The sequence below is a fragment of the Natronobacterium texcoconense genome, from assembly GCF_900104065.1.
In the GTDB taxonomy this organism is placed as follows: Archaea; Halobacteriota; Halobacteria; order Halobacteriales; family Natrialbaceae; genus Natronobacterium; species Natronobacterium texcoconense.
Window position 1 is genome coordinate 1,062,950 of sequence record NZ_FNLC01000001.1, and the last position, 19,638, is coordinate 1,082,587.

The 19,638-nt window shown below is 64.4% G+C and carries 19 protein-coding genes; 11 read left to right on the forward strand and 8 right to left on the reverse strand.

From position 1 onward, the window contains the following. Positions 1 to 7: 7 nt before the first annotated feature. Positions 8 to 1,180 (reverse strand): glycosyltransferase family protein, encoded by a 1,173-nt coding sequence (locus BLR35_RS05410; protein ID WP_090378468.1) that lies wholly within the window; start codon positions 1,178 to 1,180, stop codon positions 8 to 10. Between the two features lie 181 nt (positions 1,181 to 1,361). Between BLR35_RS05410 and BLR35_RS20555 the strand changes: the two genes are divergently transcribed. After that, the gene (locus BLR35_RS20555) at positions 1,362 to 1,532 is read left to right on the forward strand and encodes an HVO_0758 family zinc finger protein (protein WP_170830967.1); all 171 of its coding nucleotides are present in this window, start codon (positions 1,362 to 1,364) and stop codon (positions 1,530 to 1,532) included. A gap of 57 nt (positions 1,533 to 1,589) precedes the next feature. On the opposite strand, the gene BLR35_RS05415 is transcribed toward BLR35_RS20555, so the two are convergent. Beyond that, positions 1,590 to 2,789 (reverse strand): DHH family phosphoesterase, encoded by a 1,200-nt coding sequence (locus BLR35_RS05415; protein ID WP_090378470.1) that lies wholly within the window; start codon positions 2,787 to 2,789, stop codon positions 1,590 to 1,592. A gap of 134 nt (positions 2,790 to 2,923) precedes the next feature. Continuing rightward, the gene (locus BLR35_RS05420; protein ID WP_090378473.1) at positions 2,924 to 3,817 is read right to left on the reverse strand and encodes an SDR family oxidoreductase; all 894 of its coding nucleotides are present in this window, start codon (positions 3,815 to 3,817) and stop codon (positions 2,924 to 2,926) included. 127 nt (positions 3,818 to 3,944) lie between these two features. Between BLR35_RS05420 and BLR35_RS20560 the strand changes: the two genes are divergently transcribed. Continuing rightward, the gene (locus tag BLR35_RS20560; protein ID WP_170830968.1) at positions 3,945 to 4,094 is read left to right on the forward strand and encodes a hypothetical protein; all 150 of its coding nucleotides are present in this window, start codon (positions 3,945 to 3,947) and stop codon (positions 4,092 to 4,094) included. Here BLR35_RS20560 and BLR35_RS05425 read toward each other — a convergent pair. Beyond that, positions 4,091 to 4,516, reverse strand: coding sequence for a DUF5791 family protein (locus tag BLR35_RS05425; RefSeq protein WP_090378476.1), 426 nt, complete (start codon positions 4,514 to 4,516; stop codon positions 4,091 to 4,093). The genes BLR35_RS20560 and BLR35_RS05425 overlap by 4 nt on opposite strands. Positions 4,517 to 4,631: 115 nt before the next feature. Between BLR35_RS05425 and BLR35_RS05430 the strand changes: the two genes are divergently transcribed. From BLR35_RS05430 to BLR35_RS05460, 7 genes are all read left to right on the forward strand, one after another. Further along, a complete protein-coding gene (locus tag BLR35_RS05430; RefSeq protein ID WP_090378479.1) occupies positions 4,632 to 5,714 on the forward strand; it encodes a tubulin/FtsZ family protein in 1,083 nt (360 codons plus the stop codon). A 42-nt stretch (positions 5,715 to 5,756) separates the two neighbouring features. Continuing rightward, entirely contained in the window at positions 5,757 to 7,646 is a 1,890-nt protein-coding gene (locus BLR35_RS05435; protein WP_090378482.1) for a glycoside hydrolase family 2 protein, read from the forward strand. Positions 7,647 to 7,905: 259 nt separating this feature from the next. Next, positions 7,906 to 8,787, forward strand: a complete 882-nt coding sequence (locus BLR35_RS05440) for a coiled-coil protein (RefSeq protein WP_090378485.1) — start codon at positions 7,906 to 7,908, stop codon at positions 8,785 to 8,787. Between the two features lie 210 nt (positions 8,788 to 8,997). Next, positions 8,998 to 9,993 carry a signal peptide peptidase SppA gene (gene sppA / locus BLR35_RS05445; protein ID WP_090378488.1) on the forward strand — a complete coding sequence of 332 codons (996 nt, stop codon included), beginning with the start codon at positions 8,998 to 9,000 and terminating at the stop codon, positions 9,991 to 9,993. A gap of 96 nt (positions 9,994 to 10,089) precedes the next feature. Then, positions 10,090 to 11,394, forward strand: coding sequence for a DUF373 family protein (locus tag BLR35_RS05450; protein ID WP_090378490.1), 1,305 nt, complete (start codon positions 10,090 to 10,092; stop codon positions 11,392 to 11,394). A 41-nt stretch (positions 11,395 to 11,435) separates the two neighbouring features. After that, a complete protein-coding gene (locus BLR35_RS05455; RefSeq protein ID WP_090378493.1) occupies positions 11,436 to 12,161 on the forward strand; it encodes a diphthine--ammonia ligase in 726 nt (241 codons plus the stop codon). A 431-nt stretch (positions 12,162 to 12,592) separates the two neighbouring features. Continuing rightward, positions 12,593 to 13,063: a YciE/YciF ferroxidase family protein gene (locus BLR35_RS05460; protein WP_090378496.1), complete on the forward strand. Its 471-nt coding sequence runs from the start codon at positions 12,593 to 12,595 to the stop codon at positions 13,061 to 13,063. 64 nt (positions 13,064 to 13,127) lie between these two features. Here BLR35_RS05460 and BLR35_RS05465 read toward each other — a convergent pair whose 3' ends face one another. The 3 genes from BLR35_RS05465 to pyk form a co-directional block, all read right to left on the reverse strand. Beyond that, a complete protein-coding gene (locus BLR35_RS05465; RefSeq protein ID WP_090378499.1) occupies positions 13,128 to 13,841 on the reverse strand; it encodes a hypothetical protein in 714 nt (237 codons plus the stop codon). Positions 13,842 to 13,926: 85 nt separating this feature from the next. After that, the gene (locus tag BLR35_RS05470) at positions 13,927 to 14,244 is read right to left on the reverse strand and encodes a DUF7312 domain-containing protein (protein WP_090378502.1); all 318 of its coding nucleotides are present in this window, start codon (positions 14,242 to 14,244) and stop codon (positions 13,927 to 13,929) included. A 69-nt stretch (positions 14,245 to 14,313) separates the two neighbouring features. Next, positions 14,314 to 16,071, reverse strand: a complete 1,758-nt coding sequence (pyk, locus tag BLR35_RS05475) for a pyruvate kinase (RefSeq protein ID WP_090378505.1) — start codon at positions 16,069 to 16,071, stop codon at positions 14,314 to 14,316. Between the two features lie 118 nt (positions 16,072 to 16,189). Between pyk and BLR35_RS05480 the strand changes: the two genes are divergently transcribed. Further along, positions 16,190 to 16,477 (forward strand): GYD domain-containing protein, encoded by a 288-nt coding sequence (locus BLR35_RS05480; protein ID WP_090378508.1) that lies wholly within the window; start codon positions 16,190 to 16,192, stop codon positions 16,475 to 16,477. Positions 16,478 to 16,480: 3 nt separating this feature from the next. On the opposite strand, the gene BLR35_RS05485 is transcribed toward BLR35_RS05480, so the two are convergent. After that, the gene (locus tag BLR35_RS05485) at positions 16,481 to 17,353 is read right to left on the reverse strand and encodes a winged helix-turn-helix domain-containing protein (protein WP_090378511.1); all 873 of its coding nucleotides are present in this window, start codon (positions 17,351 to 17,353) and stop codon (positions 16,481 to 16,483) included. An 80-nt stretch (positions 17,354 to 17,433) separates the two neighbouring features. Between BLR35_RS05485 and BLR35_RS05490 the strand changes: the two genes are divergently transcribed. After that, entirely contained in the window at positions 17,434 to 19,596 is a 2,163-nt protein-coding gene (locus BLR35_RS05490) for a serine hydrolase domain-containing protein (protein ID WP_090378514.1), read from the forward strand. Positions 19,597 to 19,638: the final 42 nt, after the last annotated feature.

The following is a 19,638-nucleotide window of genomic DNA, read 5'->3' on the forward strand; positions in this document are numbered from 1 at the left end:
TATCGGATTAGTCTTGTGCGCTAGCGCTCGTCTCGAGTCCCGCGTCGACCCACGGCTGGGTCGCCTCGAGTACGGCGTCCGGATCGACGGGCGCGTCCGTCCAGCGTGGCAGCCGCCGGTCGGGTCCCGGTGGTGCGATCGACTCCCCGTACCGGTCGACCTGTTCTTGCTCGCTCGCGAGGTCGTACTCGAGCCCGTTGAACTGCGCGTCGGCCCGGTACTGCTGGGTCAGTCGCCGTCCGGCAGCCCGATACCGTTCGGGCAACGTCTCGTAGGCAGGATCGACGCCACCCTCCTCGAGGACGCCCAATAGTGCCGTTGCGACCTCGCGGCTCATCCCCTCGAGGCCGCTTTCGCCGGCGACCGCGCGGTGGTCGTGGACGTGCAGACCGAGGTCGACCTGTGCAGTCCCCTCGAAGCCGGCGTGGTCGAACGCGGCACCGAGCGTCCCGACCTCGAGTCCCCACGCGGGCGGCGTCCGGAGTCGTCGGGCCAGCGTGGACGTCATCGCGAACTCGCCGGCCAGCGCGTACCGGAACGACGAGAGGTAGTCGAGGATCGGCGCGTCGTGAGCGTCCGCGAGCGCCCGGATCAGCGGCCGGTAGAACAGCCGGAAGAGCCGCCCGTAGAGGCGACCGTCTTCGACGCGCGCGTAGTAGCCCTTCGAGAACGAGAACTCCATCGCGAGCGGCGCGAGCAGCCGGTGGACGTGGTCGGCCTCGTAGCTTCGCGCGTCGGCGTCGTGGACGACGACGTACTTCCCGGCGTCGGCCGCGGGCCCGAGCGCGAGCCAGACGTCCCGTCCCTTGCCGGCCCCGTTCGCGAGTCCGGCCGCCTCGAGGGTGCGTTCGACCGCAGGTGCGTTACACCAGAGCGGACGGATCGGGAGCGAAAAGGACTCGAGCCACTCGCGAAACGGCTCGATACGCTCCGACGGGCAGCGAACGGGAACGAAGACGGCGGCAGGAGCGGGATCGAGCGCCTCGAGTTCGGAGAGGACGCGTTCGGCGGCGGGATTGCCGAGTTCGCGGTCGGTCATAGGGACGACGATCGCGGTTTCGGGAACGAGGTCGGCACCGACGGGTACACCCTCCGCTGGCTCCTCGCTCGCGTCGCCGGGAGGATCGTCGACGGCACCGAATTGGTGGAGCGTCGCGATCCGCTCCTGTACGTATTCCATCAGTCGTGTGTTCGGCCGAACCGATAAAACGGCCACGACTCCGGCGATACGGACGGCGGTGAGACTGTCTCCTGTCGGCCCCCTGACGCGGACAGAATCATCCGGTGTTAGGGACGAGCTACTGCAACGTGTACTGGTGAAGCCCCGGTCTTTTTCTTCCCTACCTTCGTAACGTTGAACCATGAAATCAGTCCGGAAGGCACTCCGCGACGACGAACTCGACAAAGACACCTACGATCGGCTCGTCTGTGGAGAGTGTGACAAGCCACTGCAAACCGAGAACGATCCGGACTCGATCAAGACGGTCCGGGTCTGTCCGGATTGCAAGCAGGAGTGGAAAGAAATCCGGTGACCTCCTGACAAGCAGTATCGCAACTCGCCCGATAGACCGGACGGTACCTGTTCCCGCTTACGAGCGTTCGCCAGCCATCGACGAAAAGAGCCGGTCCTCGAACTCCTCTTTACCGATCCCGTCGGACGGTCCGAGCCCCTCCATGTGATCGACCGATACCTGCCCACCGCCCATCCGGGCGTGGCCGCCCGCGTTCGCCATCGGAATGTCACTGACGGCGTGTCGAAGCGTCTCTCCCATGTGGACCCGATCGTCCCGTGACCGACCCGATAGGTGAAGCGTTCCGTCGTTCTCGCCGTAGACGACGACAGCCGTCACCCCCTCGAGGTGCATGAGTTCGTCTGCCGCCTGCGGGATGGCGTCGACGTTCGAGATGTTGCCGACGTCACAGACTGCGAACGGGCCGTCGATGCGCTTCTCGGTGATCGCAGTTGCCTTGATCTGTAACACGTCGTCGCTGACTTGCGGGTTGGCAATCCGATCGAGCAGGTCTTCGTCGATCTTGTCGAAGAGGTAGGCTGCGGCGTCGAACTCGGCCCGCGAACAGCCGTTGGTCAGGTGGTTGGTGTCCGACTGGATACCGTAGAGGAGGCCGGTCGCGAGTTCGGCAGTGAGTTCGAGTTCGTTCTCCTCGAGTTCCTCGTCGTCCTCGAGCGCGACCGCGCCCATCTCCTTGAGATACTCCACGAAGATCGTCGAGGCCGCGCCGTAGTCCGTCCGGACGTCGGTGAATCGCGTCCCGGTTCCGTTGCCCGGATGGTGGTCGACCACCGCGACGGGTTCGACGTTCTGTGCGCCGGTGAACCCACGCGGCGTGTTGTGGTCGACCAGAACGACCGCGTCCGCGGCCAGTTCCGAACTGGACTCGACGTTCTCGAGATCGAGATCGAGGACGGTACGGAACGCCCGGTTCTCCTGGTGGCGGATTTCGCCGGGGAACTGCAGGGTTGCGTCGGTGTCGACGAACTCCGCGATCGCCGCGACGCCCATCGCACACGCCATCGCGTCGGGATCCGGATTGGGGTGCATCAACACTGCAATCTCGTCGTAGTCGTCGAGTACGTGCTGGAGTCGAACGCCTGCCGGCCGGCGGAACCAGCGAACGGCCCACCAGCCGCCGAGAACGAAGCCGACGACGACGAGTACCAGCAACGAGAGCAACAGCGGATCGAGTGCCTGCAACGAGTCGACCAGCGTGTCGACGGCAAGCACGTCCGCCTCGACGAACGCGGTAGTCGAGGCGTCGTGATAGCTCATACCGGACACTCAAATCGGACCATAAAGAATTTTCCGCTGATTTTCGTCACTGATGCAAATATTTCCATCCATCGATGTTGAAATATTCTTGAGTGGCTATGGTCGTAGGTAATCGCAGCGACAACTCACTGGCGCTATCGACCGTCGGAATAGGCGTCGATCGCGTCGCGATATCCGTCCCGGAACGTCGGATGGGCGAACTCGTATCCTAGCTCCCGTAGTTTCTCGTTCGAACAGCGCTTGTTCACCAGGATTCGCTGGCGAGCAGTCGGCGAGAGGTCGTCGGCCTCGAGTCGCTCGGCCACCGTCTGCTTTTCGGGGCGCGGAGAGTCACACTCGTCGGCGAGCCAGTCCGCGAACGCCCACTTCTCGACAGGTTCGTCGTCGACGGTCAGGACGACCTCCCCACGCGCGCGGTCTTCTTCGAGCAGGTATCGAACCGTGCCTGCAGCGTCGTCGCGGTGGATCATGTTCAGGTAGCCCTCGGTAACGGGTCCCTCGAGGTAGCGCTCGAGACGGTACCGATCGGGCCCGTAGAGCCCGGCGAACCGTGCGACGGTGCCGTCGAACCCGTACTCGGATGGGAGTTCGAGAGCGAGCCGTTCGGCGTCGACGAGCACCTCGGTCTTCTCGGTAGCTGGCTCGAGCTGGGTCTGCTCGTCGACCCAGTCGCCGTCGTGGTCGCCGTAGACGCCCGTCGAGGAAGTGTAGACGAGTCGATCAGGCGTATTTTCGCGTTCGCCGAAGGTTTCGATCGCGGTCCGAAGCCCCTCGGCGTAGACTTCGCGAGCGGCTTCGGCGTCACGTCCGCCGCTGCTCGCCGCGAAGACGACCGCGTCGACGTCCGGAACGGACTCGAGGCTCTCGGGGTCGGTGACGTCGGCGCGGACGGCGTCGAACCCGGCCGCTTCGATCGCGTCGATCCCCGCGTCGGAGCGGCGAACGCCGACGACGTCGTGGCCGCGTGCGGTAAGCTGGCGGCCCAGTTCGAGACCGACGTAACCACAGCCCAAAATAGTGACGTGCATACCCGAACTCACGGTGGGAGCCACATAGGTTCACTGCTACGGACCACCGAAAGCGTATACGACGCGCCGACACTCACGAATCGCGACTAAACGGCTATGAACGTCGATACCGAACCTGAAACGAGGTATGCTCGAGACGTGTGCAAACTGCAGGGCAAACGTCCCGGCCCGACGGTACCACGTCCACCTGTCGACGGACGAGGTGGTGGAGATCCCGCTCTGTGAAGGCTGTCGATACAAGTTCGTCACAGCGGAGTGGGTCGATACCGTCGTCTAGGGGATATTGCCCGCGATCACGTACTGGAGGTGGACGTACTCCTCGAAAGACATCGTCGCTCGCCGCTCTATCTTCTGCTGGACCTCCTTTGCGTCCATCTCGATCTCGAGTTCACCCTCGACGGAATCGACGTCGAGGACGGCCGTCGACATCCCCATCAACAGGTGTTCACAGGCCATCGTCACGACCGTCTCCGGATCGCGAATTCCCTCCTCGAGCGAGAGGATCTCGGCCGCCTCCTCGAGCGAGATATCGGGCATATCGCCGTCAGAGAGCGTCTCGAGTTCCGATCGCTCGAGAGTCGTCTCCTCGACGGCGGTCTCGAGCCCGTAGTCGTCGACGATCGTGGCGAGTTCCGCTCGATACTCCTCGCGGAGGTCCTCGGGCGAATCGGGGACGCCGGTCCGCTGTTCGTGGAACATACCGGAACAGACAGCCGTCGATCACAAGTGCATTGCCATTGCCGAGACCTATCACTGATAGTGACAGTAATCTCTCACCGGAACGTTCAACATACCGTTCGTCCATAAGGGGTGTATGAAGGCTGCCCTGATCGGAGTCGGTCAGGCCGGTGGGAAGATAACCGAACGCCTCGCTCAGTTCGATGCTGAGATGGGATTCGAGGCCGTTCGTGGTGCCCTGGCTATCAACTCCGCAACCTCAGACCTCCAGTCGATCGAGTTCGTTGACACCCAGCTGATCGGTGCAGATCAGGTCAACGGACACGGCGTCGGCGGTGACCGCGACCTCGGTGGCGAACTCATGGAATCGAACACCCAGCAGGTGTTAGACGAACTCGAGGGACGAATTACGTCCGATGCCGAATCGATCTTCGTGATCGCCGGACTCGGTGGCGGGACCGGCAGCGGTGGTGCACCCGTTCTCGTCGACGCCCTCCAGAGTATCTACGACATTCCGGTCTACGCGCTCGGAGTCGTTCCCGGCCGCAACGAGAGCAGACTCTACCGGATAAACGCCGGCAACGCGTTGAAGACGCTCGTCGACGCGGCCGACGCGACCTTGCTGATCGACAACGACGCCTGGCACCAGCAAGGCGAGAGCGTCGAAGGCGCTTACGACACGATCAACGGCAACATCGCCCAGCGGGTCGGCCTGTTGCTCGCCTCCGGCGAGGCTATCGAGGGCGTCGGCGCGAGCGTCGTCGACTCGAGCGAAGTAATCAACACGCTCCAGTCGGGCGGAATCGCGGCACTCGGATACGCGAGCGCGCCCGCGAGTGAAGACAGCGACGAGAACATCCGGACGGTGATGACCGTCTCCCGGCAGGCGTTGCTCACGGGGACGAGCCTCCCGGACGCGACCAGCAGCGACTCCGCGTTGCTCGTCGCCGCCGGCAAACCCGACGTCATCTCGCGTAAGGGCGTCGAGAAGGCTCGAAGCTGGCTCGGTGACGAGATCGGTAGCCGGAAAGTTCGCGGCGGGGACTTCCCGCTCGAGAGCGACCAGCTCGGAGCTCTGGTCCTGCTCGGCGACGTCGACCGGCCGGACCGCATCGACGAGTTAATAGAGGAAGCCTGGAACGCGAAACAGTCCAGCGACGAGGATCGAAGCGATCCCGAGGACGGCCTGATCGACGACCGCATCGAAGGGCTATTTTAGCGGTCGGAACACCTTTTTACATCGCGTACAGTGTCGACAGCAATGACAGACGAGTGGACCGGCGGGCGGGTGACTGACCGCGGGGGCGACGGCCCGCCAGGGGTCGAGTCCTGGCAACCGATTTCTGACGGACGACTGGCAGTCGAGGACGGCGACGAGGGGTCGGTCGCGTACCGGACGACGATCGACGATCCACGAACGAGCGACGACGAACGCGCGTGGCTCGAGGTCCGTGGCGGCTACGGGCGGACGACGGTCTGGCTCGACGGCGAAAAGCGAGGCGAGTCGGATCCGGCTTTCGTGCCGATCCGGTTTCCGTTCGATCCGGATCCGACCAGCGAGTTGCTCGTCGTCCGCGAATCGCCGAACGCGTTTACCGGCGTTCGTGGCACCGACGCGGTTCCGTCGTCGCTCGAGACGCCCGGTATCAGGTGGGGCGTCGACGTCGACTCGCGTCCACAGACGTTCATCCGACGACTCGAGGCGCGACCACGCCTGTGGGAGAACGAAGAGGGGACGACCTACGGCACCCTCGACGTCACCCTCGAAGTCGATGCGGGAACTGCGATCGACGATTCGATCACGCTCACGGTCCGGCCGGAGGAACGTGGCGGCGGCGCGACGATGGAACGGATCCCCGTCACGGCCGAGGCGGGCGAGCGGACGACCGTCACGCGGACGATCGACCTCCGCGAGCCGTCGCTGTGGTGGCCCCGCGGGTACGGCCACCAGCACCGGTACAGTGTCCGGGCGAAACTCGGCGACGACGCCGTCGAACGAACCGTCGGATTCCGACGAGTCGAACGCGATTCTGACGGACTGGTCGTTAACGGGACGCGAGTTCTCGCCCGCGGATTCACCCGGCTCCCTGGCGGCGATCCGATCGAAGACGTCGAGCGCGCGCTCGAGGCGAACGCAACGCTGGTTCGCGCACGCGCACACGTTCCGGATCCGACGTTCCACGCGGCCTGTGACGAGGCAGGGCTGCTCGTCTGGCAGGATCTCCCCGCGAGCGGCCCCGAGTTCGCGACGAGAGCGAGCGAGGAGATAGAACGCGGGCGGGAGTTTGCGACGGCGCTCGCCGAGGAGTACGCCCCCCATCCGAGCATCGCACTCTACGGCGTCCAGGACGAACCGGCGAGACCGTTCTCGAAGCCGGTCGGGAGCGGCTTTACCGGACGACTCGCCGTCCGGTATCGCGCGTGGCGGACGTCGATCGACCGCGGGCCAGCCGAGGAGATAGCCGAAGCGTTCCCCGAGGACACGCCTGTCGTTCCGATCACCGGTCCGGTCGGCACCGATCCCGACGCGGCCCACCTCTCGCCGGGGTGGGAGTACCTCGAGGCGACGGATCTCCCCTGGCTGCTCGAGACCTACCCCTCGCTTTCCGAAGTCGTCGGCGCGCTCGATGCAGGGTCGCTCGCGACCGACGTGGATCCAGCCGACGTCCCCGGCCTGAACGAGGACGCGCTCGGTCGCCGGGAGACGGATCCCGAGGCGTCCCAGGCCTATCAGGCACGAACGCTGAAGACAGGCATCGAGACGCTGCGTCGGGAAGGGTGTGGCGTCTTCGCCACCGCGCCGATCCGGGACGCCGCGCAGGGTGGCGGGATGGGCGTGACGACGGTTGAGGGCGAACCGAAGCCGGCGTACCGGGCAGTAGCGGATTCGCTCGAACCCGTCCAGGCCGTTCTCGAGGAGCCGCCCGCGCCCGGCCGAACGATCGGAATTACGGTCTGTAACGACACGACGGAGGCACTCGAGACGACGGTCGAGTGGGAGGCCGGCGAGGAAAGCGGCCAGGAGACGATCCTCGCCGATGCCGTCGAGGCGAGCGACGCCGGGAGCCTGACTGTTCCCACAGACGCTGATGTCGTCGAACTTACCGTTGTAGCGGGTGAGCGGACCCTCACGAACCAGTATCGTTTATAGGTGGTCTACCACCCCTGTGAGACACCAACACGACCGGACGAGGCCCCTGCTAACGGTTTTCGGGGACCCAGGGACCGGTACATTTAAATTACATGCGCCAGTAGTTACCGGTACCAGAACGCCACCGGGGCGCGTATAGCTCGACGATCGATGACAGGGAATCTTATTCACCGAGGTTTCGCAGATCGTCAGCGTACGCTTTGTACGGCCGTCTTCGGCCGCCTTCCCGGTGCGGGTATGGCACAGAGGTTTGAATAACATGGTAGACGAATCGCAGAACATCGAACTGACAGAGGACGACCTAGAAAACAAATCGAAAGGCGAGCTCATCAAGAAGGCCGGACAGCTCCGAGACCGGCGAAACGAGCTCAACCAGATGGCCTCCGAACGGGCCTCCAACCGCGACGATCTCAACGCGAAGACCCGCGAGAAAGTCGACGAAGCCCAGGAGCACCGCGAAAAGCGCGACGAGCTCAACGAACAGGTCCAGGAGCACAAGGACAAACGCAACGAGCTCAACGCCGAAGCCAACGAGCTGTTCGACAAGGTCGAACAGCTCAAGTCGGACATGGAGCTCGACGAGGGCAAGGACTTAGAGGAACTCGAGGAGGAGATCGAACAGCTCGAGTTCAAACAGCAGACCGAGGTCCTCTCGAGCGAGGAAGAGCAGGAGCTCATCGAGAAAATCGAGAACAAGCGCGAGGAGTACGAGGAGCGCAAGGGGAAACTCGAGCAGAACGAGGATCTCGAAGAACTCGTCGAGGAAGCTGAGGAAGTTCGCTCGGAAGCCTCCCAGCACCACCAGAAGGTGACGGAACTGGCGGACAAGGCCCAGGAACATCACAACCAGATGATCGAGGCCTACCGCGAGGCCGACGACATCCGTGACGAGGCCGACGAGATGCACGAGAAGTTCGTCGAGGCCCAGGAAGCGGCCGACCGTCATCACGAGGACTTCGTCCGCGTCCAGAAGCGTCTGCGCGAACTGGACAAGCAGGAAGAAGAAGAGCGCAAGACCGAACGCGACAAGAAGAAAGAAGAGGCCAAAGAAGAGGCCGAGGAGATCTATCAGAAGTTCAAGGAAGGCGAAACCCTCGACACCGAGGACCTGATGAAGCTCCAGAAGACGGGTCTACTCTAGGGTCGTCAGTTCGATTCGTCCCACGTTCGTTTTTCGACCGGGGACCGACACTCTCGGTCTCGAGTCACGACTCCGGAGTCGAACGTACCGGCTTCGTCGGGGACGTGCGGACGACGGGCGGTTTTCGAGCGACGTACGGATAGGCCGGTAGCGACGGCAAGGTTAACGGAGCAGCGCTCGGAACTGCCGCTATGCACAGAGGTGACAGCTGTGGTCAGTAAAGACGGTGTTTTCCAACTCCTGATCGTCGTGGTGACGACGGCGCTGTTTGCCGTCGTCGGGGTCGGCCTGTTCGTGTTCTATCCGGACACCCTCACGGACCTGCTGGGTGTCCTGCTGGCGCTCGTCGTCGTACTCGTCGGCATCAAGATCGCGGGCAACGTCGCTAGCTCGCTGTTTCCCGGCTACAACGTCGCCGAGGTCGCCGTCACGGGTCCGATCACGCGCGATGGAGGGGGCGGCCCGCTTCCGTCGGGGCCGCGCGCGACGCCGGCCGACGACGTGGTCGAGCAGATCGATCGTGCGGACGCGGACGACAGCGTCGACGCGTTGCTACTGAAACTGAACACGCCCGGCGGCGAGGTCGTCCCGAGCGACGACATCCGGCTGGCTGCCGAGCGGTTCGACGGGCCGACGATCGCTTACGCGACGGATACCTGCGCCAGCGGTGGCTACTGGATCGCAAGCGGCTGTGACGAACTCTGGGCCCGCGAGGGATCGATCGTCGGCTCGATCGGCGTCATCGGCTCGCGAGTCAACGCGAGCGACCTCGCCGAGAAGGTTGGCCTCTCCTACGAACGGTTCGCGGCCGGCGAGTACAAGGACGCCGGGACGCCCCTGAAGGAACTCGAGGACCACGAACGCGAGTACCTGCAGGGCGTCATCGACGACTACTACGAGACGTTCGTCGAGCGTGTCAGTGACGGCCGGGACCTGGATGCGGAGTTCGTCAAAGACACCGAGGCCCGGATCTACCTCGGCGAGTCGGCACACGAACTCGGACTGGTCGACGAACTCGGGACGCGCCGGGAGATCGAGGAGGAACTCGAGCAGCGACTCGAGACCGACGACGTGGTCGTCGAGGAGTTCGAACCCGAGCGGCCGCTGATGGCTCGCATCGGGTCGGGTGCACAGTCGATCGCGTACGCGTTCGGGGCCGGTATCAGCGGCCTCGGCGACGGTCGTGGGTTCCGTCTGCGAAGCTAACGAGCGTGGATCGGTCCGGTTACTTTCACTCGACTCGAGTGCGAATCGGTTCGATAAGTAAGTGGTTTTATCGTCACACGGAACTGAACGGAAACCGTGACAACGCTGGTCGTTCGTCTCGACCGGACCGACGACGTGGGTCGCAAGACCGGGCTACGGACCCCGATCGTCGGCTGGGAGGCAATTCGTGCGCTCGTGACCGATATCGGGCTTGCGGATCCGGAGGATTCGGGAGTCAATTCCCTGCTCGAGACGTTGCGGGTTGCACAGGACCTTCGCGACGAGAACGAGGAGACGGTCGTGGCGGTCGTCTCCGGAGACAGGGAGTCGATGGTCTCGGCCGACAGAACGGTTGCGCGCCAGCTGGACGAACTCATCGAGGAACACGACCCCGATTCGGCGGTCGTCGTCATCGACAGCGCCGAGGACGAACGGCTGGTGCCGATCGTCGAGAGCCGCGTGCAGGTCGACTCCGTCGATCGGGTCGTCGTCCGGCAGGCCAGAGACATCGAGTCGACCTACTACCTGCTCAAGCAGTTCCTCGCGGACGAAGAACTCCGGCAGACGATCCTCGTTCCGGTCGGGATCACGCTGCTTGTCTTTCCGATACTCGCGATGCGATTCGGTGCTGCACAGGGTGCTGCGGCAATCACGACTGTTATCGGGCTGTTCCTCCTGTACAAAGGGTTCAACGCCGACGAGATCATGACCGGAGTTACTCATCAAGCCCGCGAGTCGCTGTACTCCGGGCAGGTGTCGGTCGTCACCTACGTCGTCGCGGCCGGACTGACGCTCGTCGGCCTGTTCGCCGGTGCACTCGGCGTCTCGGGTCTCGACGATCCCCAGAGCGTGTTCGTGCCCGTAATGCAGTTCGTCTTCGACAGCATCCCGTGGCTCGCGATGGCCGGTATCACGGCGAGTGCTGGCCGCATCCTCGACGAGATCATCGGCGAGGACCCCGTCAGGCGCTCCTATCTCAACCTGCCGTTTATCCTGCTCGCCGTCGCGCTCGTGCTCCGTGGCTTCGCGGCGTACTTCCTCCAGCAACAGGACGTAATCGGCCCGCTGGAAGTACCCAGCAGCGAGTTCATCCCGCCGGTGATCGACGGACTCCAGTTCACGTCCGGCGGACGGCTGACGCTGTTCGTCGTTACCGCGATCGCAGTGAGTCTCGTCGGCGCACGGTTCGCCGCTATCTTCAGCGGCAGGGACGAACTGGCGCTGACCGACGACAGCGACTCGAGAGCCGAGTCGGAACTCACCGACGGCGGCCCGGATTCCGGCGGTGGCGAGAGCCAGACAGTCCGTGACCTCGAGTCGGATCCGCGACTGGACGTAAAACGGGAGACCGAGGCGTCCGACACAGAAGTCGATCGAGACGACTCGGACGACGGTGAGTGACGACTCGTCACGCATTTACTGTCGGCACTCGACCCACAACCATGAACGAGACCGAGGGTGCGTGGGTGAGCCTCTTTTCGGGCGGCAAAGACTCCTCGTGGGCGCTGTACCGGGCCCTCGAGGCAGGACTCGACGTTCGACGGCTGGTTACCGTCCATCCCGCGGGCGACTCCTACATGTATCACGTCCCCGCGACGGATCTGGCGACGCTGGCCGCCGAGAGCGTCGGGATCGACCTCGTCGACGTCGAACCGGACGACTTCGAGGCCGACGCCGTCACCGACTCGAGCGCACAGGGCGACGACGAACTCGAGCCCCTCGAGGCGGCCCTGCGGGAACTCGACGACGAACTCGAGGACGGCATCGCTGGCGTCACCGCGGGTGCCGTCGAGAGCGAGTATCAGACGAGCCGAATCGAAGGGATGTGCGACCGTCTAGGATGTGAGCTATTCGCTCCGCTCTGGCAGGAAGACCCCCGCGAACTCGCCGACGCGATGCTCGAGGCCGGATTCGAAATCGCGATCATCCAGGTCGCCGCTCACGGGTTAGACGAGTCGTGGCTGGGTCGGACGATCGACCACGAGGCGCTGGCCGAACTCGAGGAACTCAACGACGAGTACGGCGTCCACGTTCTCGGCGAAGGTGGGGAGTTCGAGACGCTGGTTGTGGATGGGCCACACATGGATCGGCGGATAGCGTTGGAGTACGAGACGGAGTGGGAGGGGACGCGCGGACAGTTACGGATTACGGACGCACGACTGGAATAGTACGACGGCTCGGCAGTCTGGTTCAAAATTCGTAGTGAGCGATCCCCGTCCAGCTACAGTTGGGACATTCGTCGGTGTCTTCTGCGAGTTTCTTGCCGCAATTTCGACACTCGTACAGCTCTTTTCCGCTGCCGTTTCGAAACGTTTGGGATACTTTCATTTCGATCCCCCTCGAATAAGCGTTTCAGCGCCAGTCACATAACGGAATCTACTGGTCGGTTCGCAACGGGTGACAATGGGTCACCCGGTGAACGATACATCTCTCGGAGTCGATACATCGTTCGGATACTCCCTTTCAGGACGGTTGATCGTCGGCAAGCGGATTTACTCGTTGCCCGTCCACGCCGTGGGGTTCCGTACAACTCGAGACCACGGGCGTTTCAATCGACGGCCGAACCTCTTTGCATCCGGCTGTGGAGAGACCGACCGGCATGATCGAAAGCGAACGCGACCTCTTCGCCCGGACGCTGCGGGAACTCTACCACATCGAGCGCGAACTCGAGGACCTCCAGGCCGAACTCGCGGAGGCCGCGACCGACGAAGAACTCGAGGACTTTTTCACGGCCCACAGCGAGCGCACCACCGAACAGATCGGCCGACTCGAGCCGATCTTCGACGCGATCGAGGTCGAGGTCGAACCGGGGCCGATCGAGAGCGCGTCACTCGATGGCCTCCGTGCCAGACGGGACGAACTCGTCGGCGATCTGCAGGATCCCGTGCTGGGCGATCTGATCGAGATGGAACTCGGTCGGGCGATCGAACGCCTCGAGATCACCAGGCTCGAGACGCTGCTTGCCCTCGCGGATCGGATGAATTTGCCCGGCGAGGTCACGGATCCGCTCGAGACGACGAAAGCCGAGGCCGAGAACGGTCTCGAGGAGTTACAGGAGTCGACGGTTTGAGACGGTTCTCTGCCACGGTGTACCGGCGCAACCGCAAGGAGCGCTCGGTTGCGCCGCCAATGACTTACAGTAGCCCGTCCGTTTGCTGGTCGCTCGCCTCGAGGACGGCCTCTCGCTCGTCCTCGTCGGTGAACTCCCACCAGGCGATCCGGTCGATCTCGAGCGGCCGGAACGACGAGACCAGCGCGAGCCACTCACAGGAGGCGATCGTAGCGCGAGCGGTACTGGTATCGAGCGGGGAGGAGTCGAGATCCGCGTCGACGTCGGTGACGAACTCGACGACGTCCGGGTCCGGCCGCACGGCGTCGACGCCGGCCAGTTGTCGCAAATACTGGAACGTCGAGGGGCCGACGCCGGCGATCGATCCGATCGGGTCCTCGTCGTACCGGTAGTGGTCGGCTTCGGCCGCCCATCCCGCAAGCGCCGCGAGGTCGTCGGCCTCCTCGCGAGCTGCGAGTACGTCGGCAGCCTCGAGGAGGACGTGGCGTTTTCGCTCCGCGCCGAAGGCCTCGACGAGGCCCTCGTCTTCGAGGTCGAGAGCCGCGATGTCCTCGAACGAGTCGATCCGGTCGGTCTCGACGAACGCCTCACGAAAGCGTTCGACGGCGGGTTTGATACCGTCCTCGAAACCCTGGCCAGTCGTCGAGGCGGCCGCCTCCGCGAGCAGGAGTCGCGGATCGTCGCCGGTCCAGCGACGATACTCGAGAAATGCCCGCGCGAGTTCCTCGTAGGGCGTCTCCGACGCATACTGCTCGAGGATCCCCTGGACCGAACTCATAGCCAACACATCACACGGCGGTCTTTTAGCTGTTACGAGGGTTACGGTGGCGCGAGAACGGACGACCGTAGTCGTGGAAGTACTGTTAGAGCGGGAGAGAAACGACGTGAGCAATTGCGAGCAACATCGCAATCGCGCCCAGCAGGACGAACAGGACGTTCTCGAGGTCTGGATCGCCGGCTTCGACACGCGCGGATCCCGGTTCGGGGGCGTAGGGGTCGCTTTCCGACTCGTCGTCGGTGGCCGATCGATCACTGTCGGCGGAATCGTCCCTGGAGAGGTTCATCGGGATCCGTTCGTCCTCGGACGTGGATGGATCCGCGTTCGATCCCCAGGAAGGGTCCGACGATCGCTCCCGGCCGGAATCGCCCGCTTCGTTCGTATCGGACGCCTCGTCTGCCATGTCCGTGCGTAGTAGGCCAGCCGTCAAAAACCCGTGGTACCGCAGGCGTCGCGTGTTCCCGTTTCGATCTCAGGGCCTGTCCGTTCGGCCGTCTATCTCACCGGCGTAGACGACGCCGCGTTCGGCGTCGACAGTGACCGTGGTCCCCTCGTCGATTGCCGACACCTCGGCGTCGCTTATCATCGGGACGTCCATCTCGCGGGCGACGAGCGCCGGATACCCGGTCATTCCGCGTTCGGCGTCGATGATCCCGCCGATCTTTGCGAGGTCGCCGTCGAACTCGTCGTCGAAGTCCGCCGGGAGCGCGACGATCGCTCCCTCCGGAACGTCCGAGAGATCGCCACCGGGCACGCGGGCGATGGGACCGGTTGCCCGTCCGCCGACGACGACCCGGCCCGTCGCCAGCGCATCTGCTGCGACGTGGACCTTCATCATGTTGGTCGTGTTCGCCCCCTCGAGGTCGGTCATCATCCCACAGAGGACGACGACCGTGTCGCCGCTGTCGGCGACGCTGGCGTCCAGTGCGGCTTGAACAGCCCGTTCGACGACCGCGTCGGCACCCTGGCCGGAGACGCGAGCGTACAGCGGTGTGACGCCCCACGAGAGCGCGAGTTGGCGGCGCACGCCGTCGTTCGACGTCGAAGCGACGACCGGAACGCCCGGCCGGTACTTGGCCGTCTTCAGAGCAGTGTAGCCGGACTCGGTCGCCGCGACGACGGCGTCCGCACCGACGTCGCGTGCGAGATAGCGTGCCGACCGCGCCAGGGCATCGGTCCGTGCGTCGCCAGCGGTCGGAACGCGCTGCTCGAGCAGTTCCTCGTACTCCTCGGAGTTTTCGACCTGGCGGACGATGCTGTCCATCGCTTCGACTACCTCGACAGGGTGGTCGCCGACCGCGGTCTCGGCCGAGAGCATGACGGCGTCGGTGCCGTCGAGGACGGCGTTCGCGACGTCGGAAGCCTCCGCTCGCGTCGGCCGTCGGGCGGTTACCATCGAATCGAGCATTTCGGTCGCGGTGATGACCGGCGAACCGGCGTTCCGGCAGGTCCGGATGATCCGTTTCTGGATCATCGGGACATCCTCCATCGGACACTCGACGCCGAGGTCGCCGCGTGCAACCATCACGCCGTAGGCGGCGTCGACGATCTCTTCTAGGTTCTCGACGGCTCCAGCCCGTTCGATCTTCGCGACGATCGGAATGTCCGCGTCCAGTTCCTCGAGCACTTCGCTGACCTCGTAGACGTCTTCGGCGTCCCGGACGAAGCTCGCCGCGACGAAGTCGGCGTCTTTCCTGGCGGCGAGTTCGAGGTCCTTCCGGTCGCTCTCGGTGACGATGTCCAGGTCGAGGTCGACGCCGGGAACGTTGACGCCCTTGCGACCGCCCAGTTCGCCGCCGGTGTCGACGCGGGCTCGGATAGCGTCGTCCTCACACGCCAAAACGGTCGTCTCGATCAGCCCGTCGTCCAGCAGAATCCGGTCGCCCGGCTCGACGGGGTCGATCGGCAGTGAGAGTCCGACCGTCTCCGGAGAGGCCTCGTCGCCCTCGACGAATCGAATCTCCGAGTCCGTCTCGAGCGTCACCGTCTCTCCCTCCGGGAGAGGCGCGGTTCGGACCTCCGGTCCCTGCATGTCGAGCATGACGGCGACGGGTTCGTCGCGATTCCCGTCGACGGTCCGAACGCGACTGATGAGGTCGGCCCGATCCTCGCGGCTGCCGTGGCTCGCGTTTAGCCGCGCGACGGACATCCCGGCCTCGGCGAGTTCCCGGATCGTCCGCTGGTCGTTCGACGCCGGCCCCAGCGTACAGACGATCTTCGCGTTTCTCATGGCTCGAGATAGCCCGAGCACTGCCAAAAAGGGCGGTGGTTTACTCGGTCACGAGTCCATTTTGATGCCGTCCTGTGCCACGCCAACCGTTTTCCGCGTGGTCGTGTCCCCATCGAGCATGAACACGTACGTGTCGCTCATCGAACTCACGGATAGAGACGTCCAGAACACGCAGGAACTCGTCTCGATCTGGGGCGAAATCAGGACGGAGTTCGAGGAACACGAAGCCGAACTCGTGGATTCGTACGCTATTCTCGGCGAACACGACTTCCTGGTCGTCTTCAAAGCCGGTGACCGCGAATCGGCGTTCAAGGCCGCGCTGACGCTTCGCCGGCACGGACTCGACGGCCAGACGATGGAGGCCGTCGAAACCGACGAGTTCGCCGACCTGGTCGACGAAATCTGAGTGTTATCCGTGCAGTTCGGTGTCGACGACTCGAGCCTCATCGTCGACGAACACCGCGAGCCGATCACCCTCGAGTTCGACGTCGATTCGCACCTCGAGCGGTTCGTCCTCGACGACGGTGACTGCCTCGTCGTCGACGAACGGGAGCGTCCAGGGGTGTCGGTCGGTCAGGTCGACGCCGCGTTCCCAGTAAAACGAGACGACTGCGGGATGGGTGAGTGCAGCGATACCGACGTGTGAGCCACCGAGCGGCCCACACTCCGGACAGGTCGCGCCGAACGAGTACGTCCAGACGGCCGCCTCGTCGACCTCGACCGACCGTTCGACGGCCGTCTGGCAGTACGGACAGATCCCTTCGAGTAGCTGTTCGATCGTGTGTCGCCACAGCGTCGCGGCGACCTCGAGCAGGCGCGGCAGTTCCATCTCCCGATCGGCCGCGCCGGTGGGCCTGACCGCGTGGGCGTACAGCGTGTCGTCGCCGCGTCGAACCTTCACGACGCTGTCCTCGTACACTGCAGTCAACGGTTCGTTCTCGCCGTCGCCTTCCTCGAGCACTATCGGTCCACACGCCTCGTGCGATCGCCAGGCGTCGACGTCGATCACCTTCGCGATCTCGAACCCGGCGAACGTGAGTCGGTAGCCGTCGCCGTCGTCCTCGAGAAACGTTCCGTCGAGTTGCCGGAGGTGGTAGTTGAAATTCCCCTTGTCCTCGATCCCGACCGCATCACGAAGCGTCGAGTACGGGAGCGTCGCGTCGCCACCGGTCGATCCCCGGGTTCGATCGTACAGCGTCCGGATGATCTCGAGGCGCGTCTCGTTGCCGAGCGCCTTGAACGGGTCCGCCGGCCGTTCGACGCCACGTTGGTCGTTCGCCATCGCTCTCACTCTCTCGCCCGGGAGTAAAATATTGCTCCAAATACATTTGTCGTCGTCGCGAGAACCGTCGACTATCATCGATGTCGCGACTTACCCGCAGACGACTGCTCGCAGGCTCTAGCGTCGCCCTCCTCGGACTCGGCTCGCTCGCCCGCAACGGGTCACGGAGCGTCCGCGCCGAGGACGGAACCGGGGAAACGATCCGGACGCGAACGCCAGAGAACACCGAGTCGGTCGACGTCGACCTCGAGGGACTGGAATCGTTCGTCGACGACCGAATGGAGACGCATCTCGAGGAACACGGTATCGTCGGTGCCGCCGTTGCGGTCGTCCACGACGACGAAATCGTCCTCGCGAACGGCTACGGCGAGACCGACACAGGGGCGGAAACGCCGGTCGTGGCCGACGAGACGCTGTTTCGGTTCGGCTCGGTCTCGAAACCGTTCGTCTGGACCGCCGCGATGCAACTGATCGAGGACGGCCGAATCGATCCACACGAGGACGTGACGACCTACCTCGAGTCGGTGTCCATCCCCGACACGTACGACGAACCGATCACGATGGCGCACCTGGCGACCCACACCGCCGGCTTCGAGGAGCGGTTTCGCGGAACGTGGGTCGACGGCCCCGACGATATGCGCACGCTGGCGACCGTACTCTCGGAAGAGCAACCCGACCGCGTCCGGCCACCAGGCGAGGTCGTCTCCTACTCGAACTACGGGACGGCGCTTGCCGCACAGGTCGTCGCCGACGTGACGGGAACGCCCTTCGCGGAGTACGTCGAGACGGAACTGTTCGACCCACTGGGCATGGAGCGATCCACGTTCGAACAGCCACTCCCCGACGACCTCGCCGCCGACGCCGCGACCGGCTACAGCAGCCTCACGGGAACGCCGATGGAGGCACCTGGCCTCGCCCTCGAGTTCGCACCCGCAGGCTCGCTGTCGGCGACCGTAACCGACGTGGCACAGCTCGCCCGCGCTCACCTCGAGAGCGGCGAAGTCGACGGCGAACGGATCCTCGAGGCCGAGACGGTCGACGAGTTTCACGACCGATGGTTCACCCACCACGACGCACTCGACGGCGTCGCGTTCGGGCTCTTCGAGGACAGCTACGGCGATGTCCGGACGCTCTGGCACAACGGGCACATTCCGGGCTCGTTCTATACGGATTTCCTGGTCGTGCCCGCGGCAGACCTCGCGCTCGTCCTCGCGTACAACACCGACGGCGGCCAGCAAGCCGCACCCGCGTTTCGCCAGGCGTTTCTCGAGGAGTTTCTGCCCAACGACGATGACGGTGAATCCGAGGTCCCGGCACCCGACGGACAGCCGGAACGGGCCGACGACCTCGCGGGCACGTACCGCGGAACGCAAATCGCCGAATCGACGATGGCGCGGCTTCCTTCGACACTTCAGGCGGGAAGCGTCGACGTCACCGTCGACGACGACGGCTATCTCGTCACCGACTTCGGCGGCGGTCCGGATCGCTGGGTCGAACGCGAACCGCTGGTATTCGACGAACGGGACGGGGAGACAACCCTCGCGTTCGGCGAAACCGACGGCGAGATCACGCGTCTCTTCCTGGGATTCCAGGCCTTCGAGCGCGTCTCGAGCCACGAGACGCTGGCGTTTCACGGCGGCGTCGCAGGCACGACGACCCTCGGGATGCTCTCGGGAGCGCTCGGCTGGCCGCTGGCGCGTGGGGTGCGGGTGATCCGCGAGACCAGTTCGGAGTCGACTGCCGAAACGGACTCGGCATCCAGCTCTTCTGGAGCCAATTCGGAGCCCAGTCCTTCCGAGACCGGCTCGAAACCCGGTTCCGACGGGACGAGCGACGATACGACTTCGCCTGCATCGGATGGTGGAGAAACCGAAACCGGTACCGGTTCCAATACGGATACGCGCCTCGAGTCGCTGGAATCGTTGCTCTCGCCCGCTCGAGCGCGCTGGATCGCCGGCGGTGCGATCACCTGTCTGTTCGCAGTCGTCGTCGGGACCGTGATCGCGTACCTGTTCAACCCCTACACCCTGTTTAGCGATCCGCCGCTCGGCTTCGGTCTCGTCTCGCTGGTCGGACTCCTCGGCGCGGTCGGAACGGTCGTGGCTGCAGTCGCCGGCGTCCAGGCCTGGCGCGAGCAGTGGTGGGGGCTGCCGTCTCGAGTCCACTATACGCTCGTCGTTCTCGCGATGGCCGGCTTCTGCTGGCTGCTGGCCTACTGGAACGTCCTCGGACTGCCGTTCTGACGGCACTCGGGATCGAACGACGAAAACCGGAAAAGGGAACCG

Coding starts and splice junctions, on each gene's coding strand:
- BLR35_RS05490 (WP_090378514.1), top strand. CDS start 17,434: ATGTCGCGACTTACCCGCAGACGACTGCTCGCAGGCTCTAGCGTCGCC.
- BLR35_RS20555 (WP_170830967.1), top strand. CDS start 1,362: ATGAAATCAGTCCGGAAGGCACTCCGCGACGACGAACTCGACAAAGAC.
- BLR35_RS05465 (WP_090378499.1), bottom strand. CDS start 13,841: ATGAGTTCGGTCCAGGGGATCCTCGAGCAGTATGCGTCGGAGACGCCC.
- BLR35_RS05415 (WP_090378470.1), bottom strand. CDS start 2,789: ATGAGCTATCACGACGCCTCGACTACCGCGTTCGTCGAGGCGGACGTG.
- BLR35_RS05460 (WP_090378496.1), top strand. CDS start 12,593: ATGATCGAAAGCGAACGCGACCTCTTCGCCCGGACGCTGCGGGAACTC.
- BLR35_RS05470 (WP_090378502.1), bottom strand. CDS start 14,244: ATGGCAGACGAGGCGTCCGATACGAACGAAGCGGGCGATTCCGGCCGG.
- BLR35_RS05420 (WP_090378473.1), bottom strand. CDS start 3,817: ATGCACGTCACTATTTTGGGCTGTGGTTACGTCGGTCTCGAACTGGGC.
- pyk (WP_090378505.1), bottom strand. CDS start 16,071: ATGAGAAACGCGAAGATCGTCTGTACGCTGGGGCCGGCGTCGAACGAC.
- BLR35_RS05435 (WP_090378482.1), top strand. CDS start 5,757: ATGACAGACGAGTGGACCGGCGGGCGGGTGACTGACCGCGGGGGCGAC.
- BLR35_RS05485 (WP_090378511.1), bottom strand. CDS start 17,353: ATGGCGAACGACCAACGTGGCGTCGAACGGCCGGCGGACCCGTTCAAG.
- BLR35_RS05440 (WP_090378485.1), top strand. CDS start 7,906: ATGGTAGACGAATCGCAGAACATCGAACTGACAGAGGACGACCTAGAA.
- BLR35_RS05480 (WP_090378508.1), top strand. CDS start 16,190: ATGAACACGTACGTGTCGCTCATCGAACTCACGGATAGAGACGTCCAG.
- BLR35_RS05455 (WP_090378493.1), top strand. CDS start 11,436: ATGAACGAGACCGAGGGTGCGTGGGTGAGCCTCTTTTCGGGCGGCAAA.
- BLR35_RS20560 (WP_170830968.1), top strand. CDS start 3,945: ATGCTCGAGACGTGTGCAAACTGCAGGGCAAACGTCCCGGCCCGACGG.
- BLR35_RS05430 (WP_090378479.1), top strand. CDS start 4,632: ATGAAGGCTGCCCTGATCGGAGTCGGTCAGGCCGGTGGGAAGATAACC.
- BLR35_RS05410 (WP_090378468.1), bottom strand. CDS start 1,180: ATGGAATACGTACAGGAGCGGATCGCGACGCTCCACCAATTCGGTGCC.
- BLR35_RS05425 (WP_090378476.1), bottom strand. CDS start 4,516: ATGTTCCACGAACAGCGGACCGGCGTCCCCGATTCGCCCGAGGACCTC.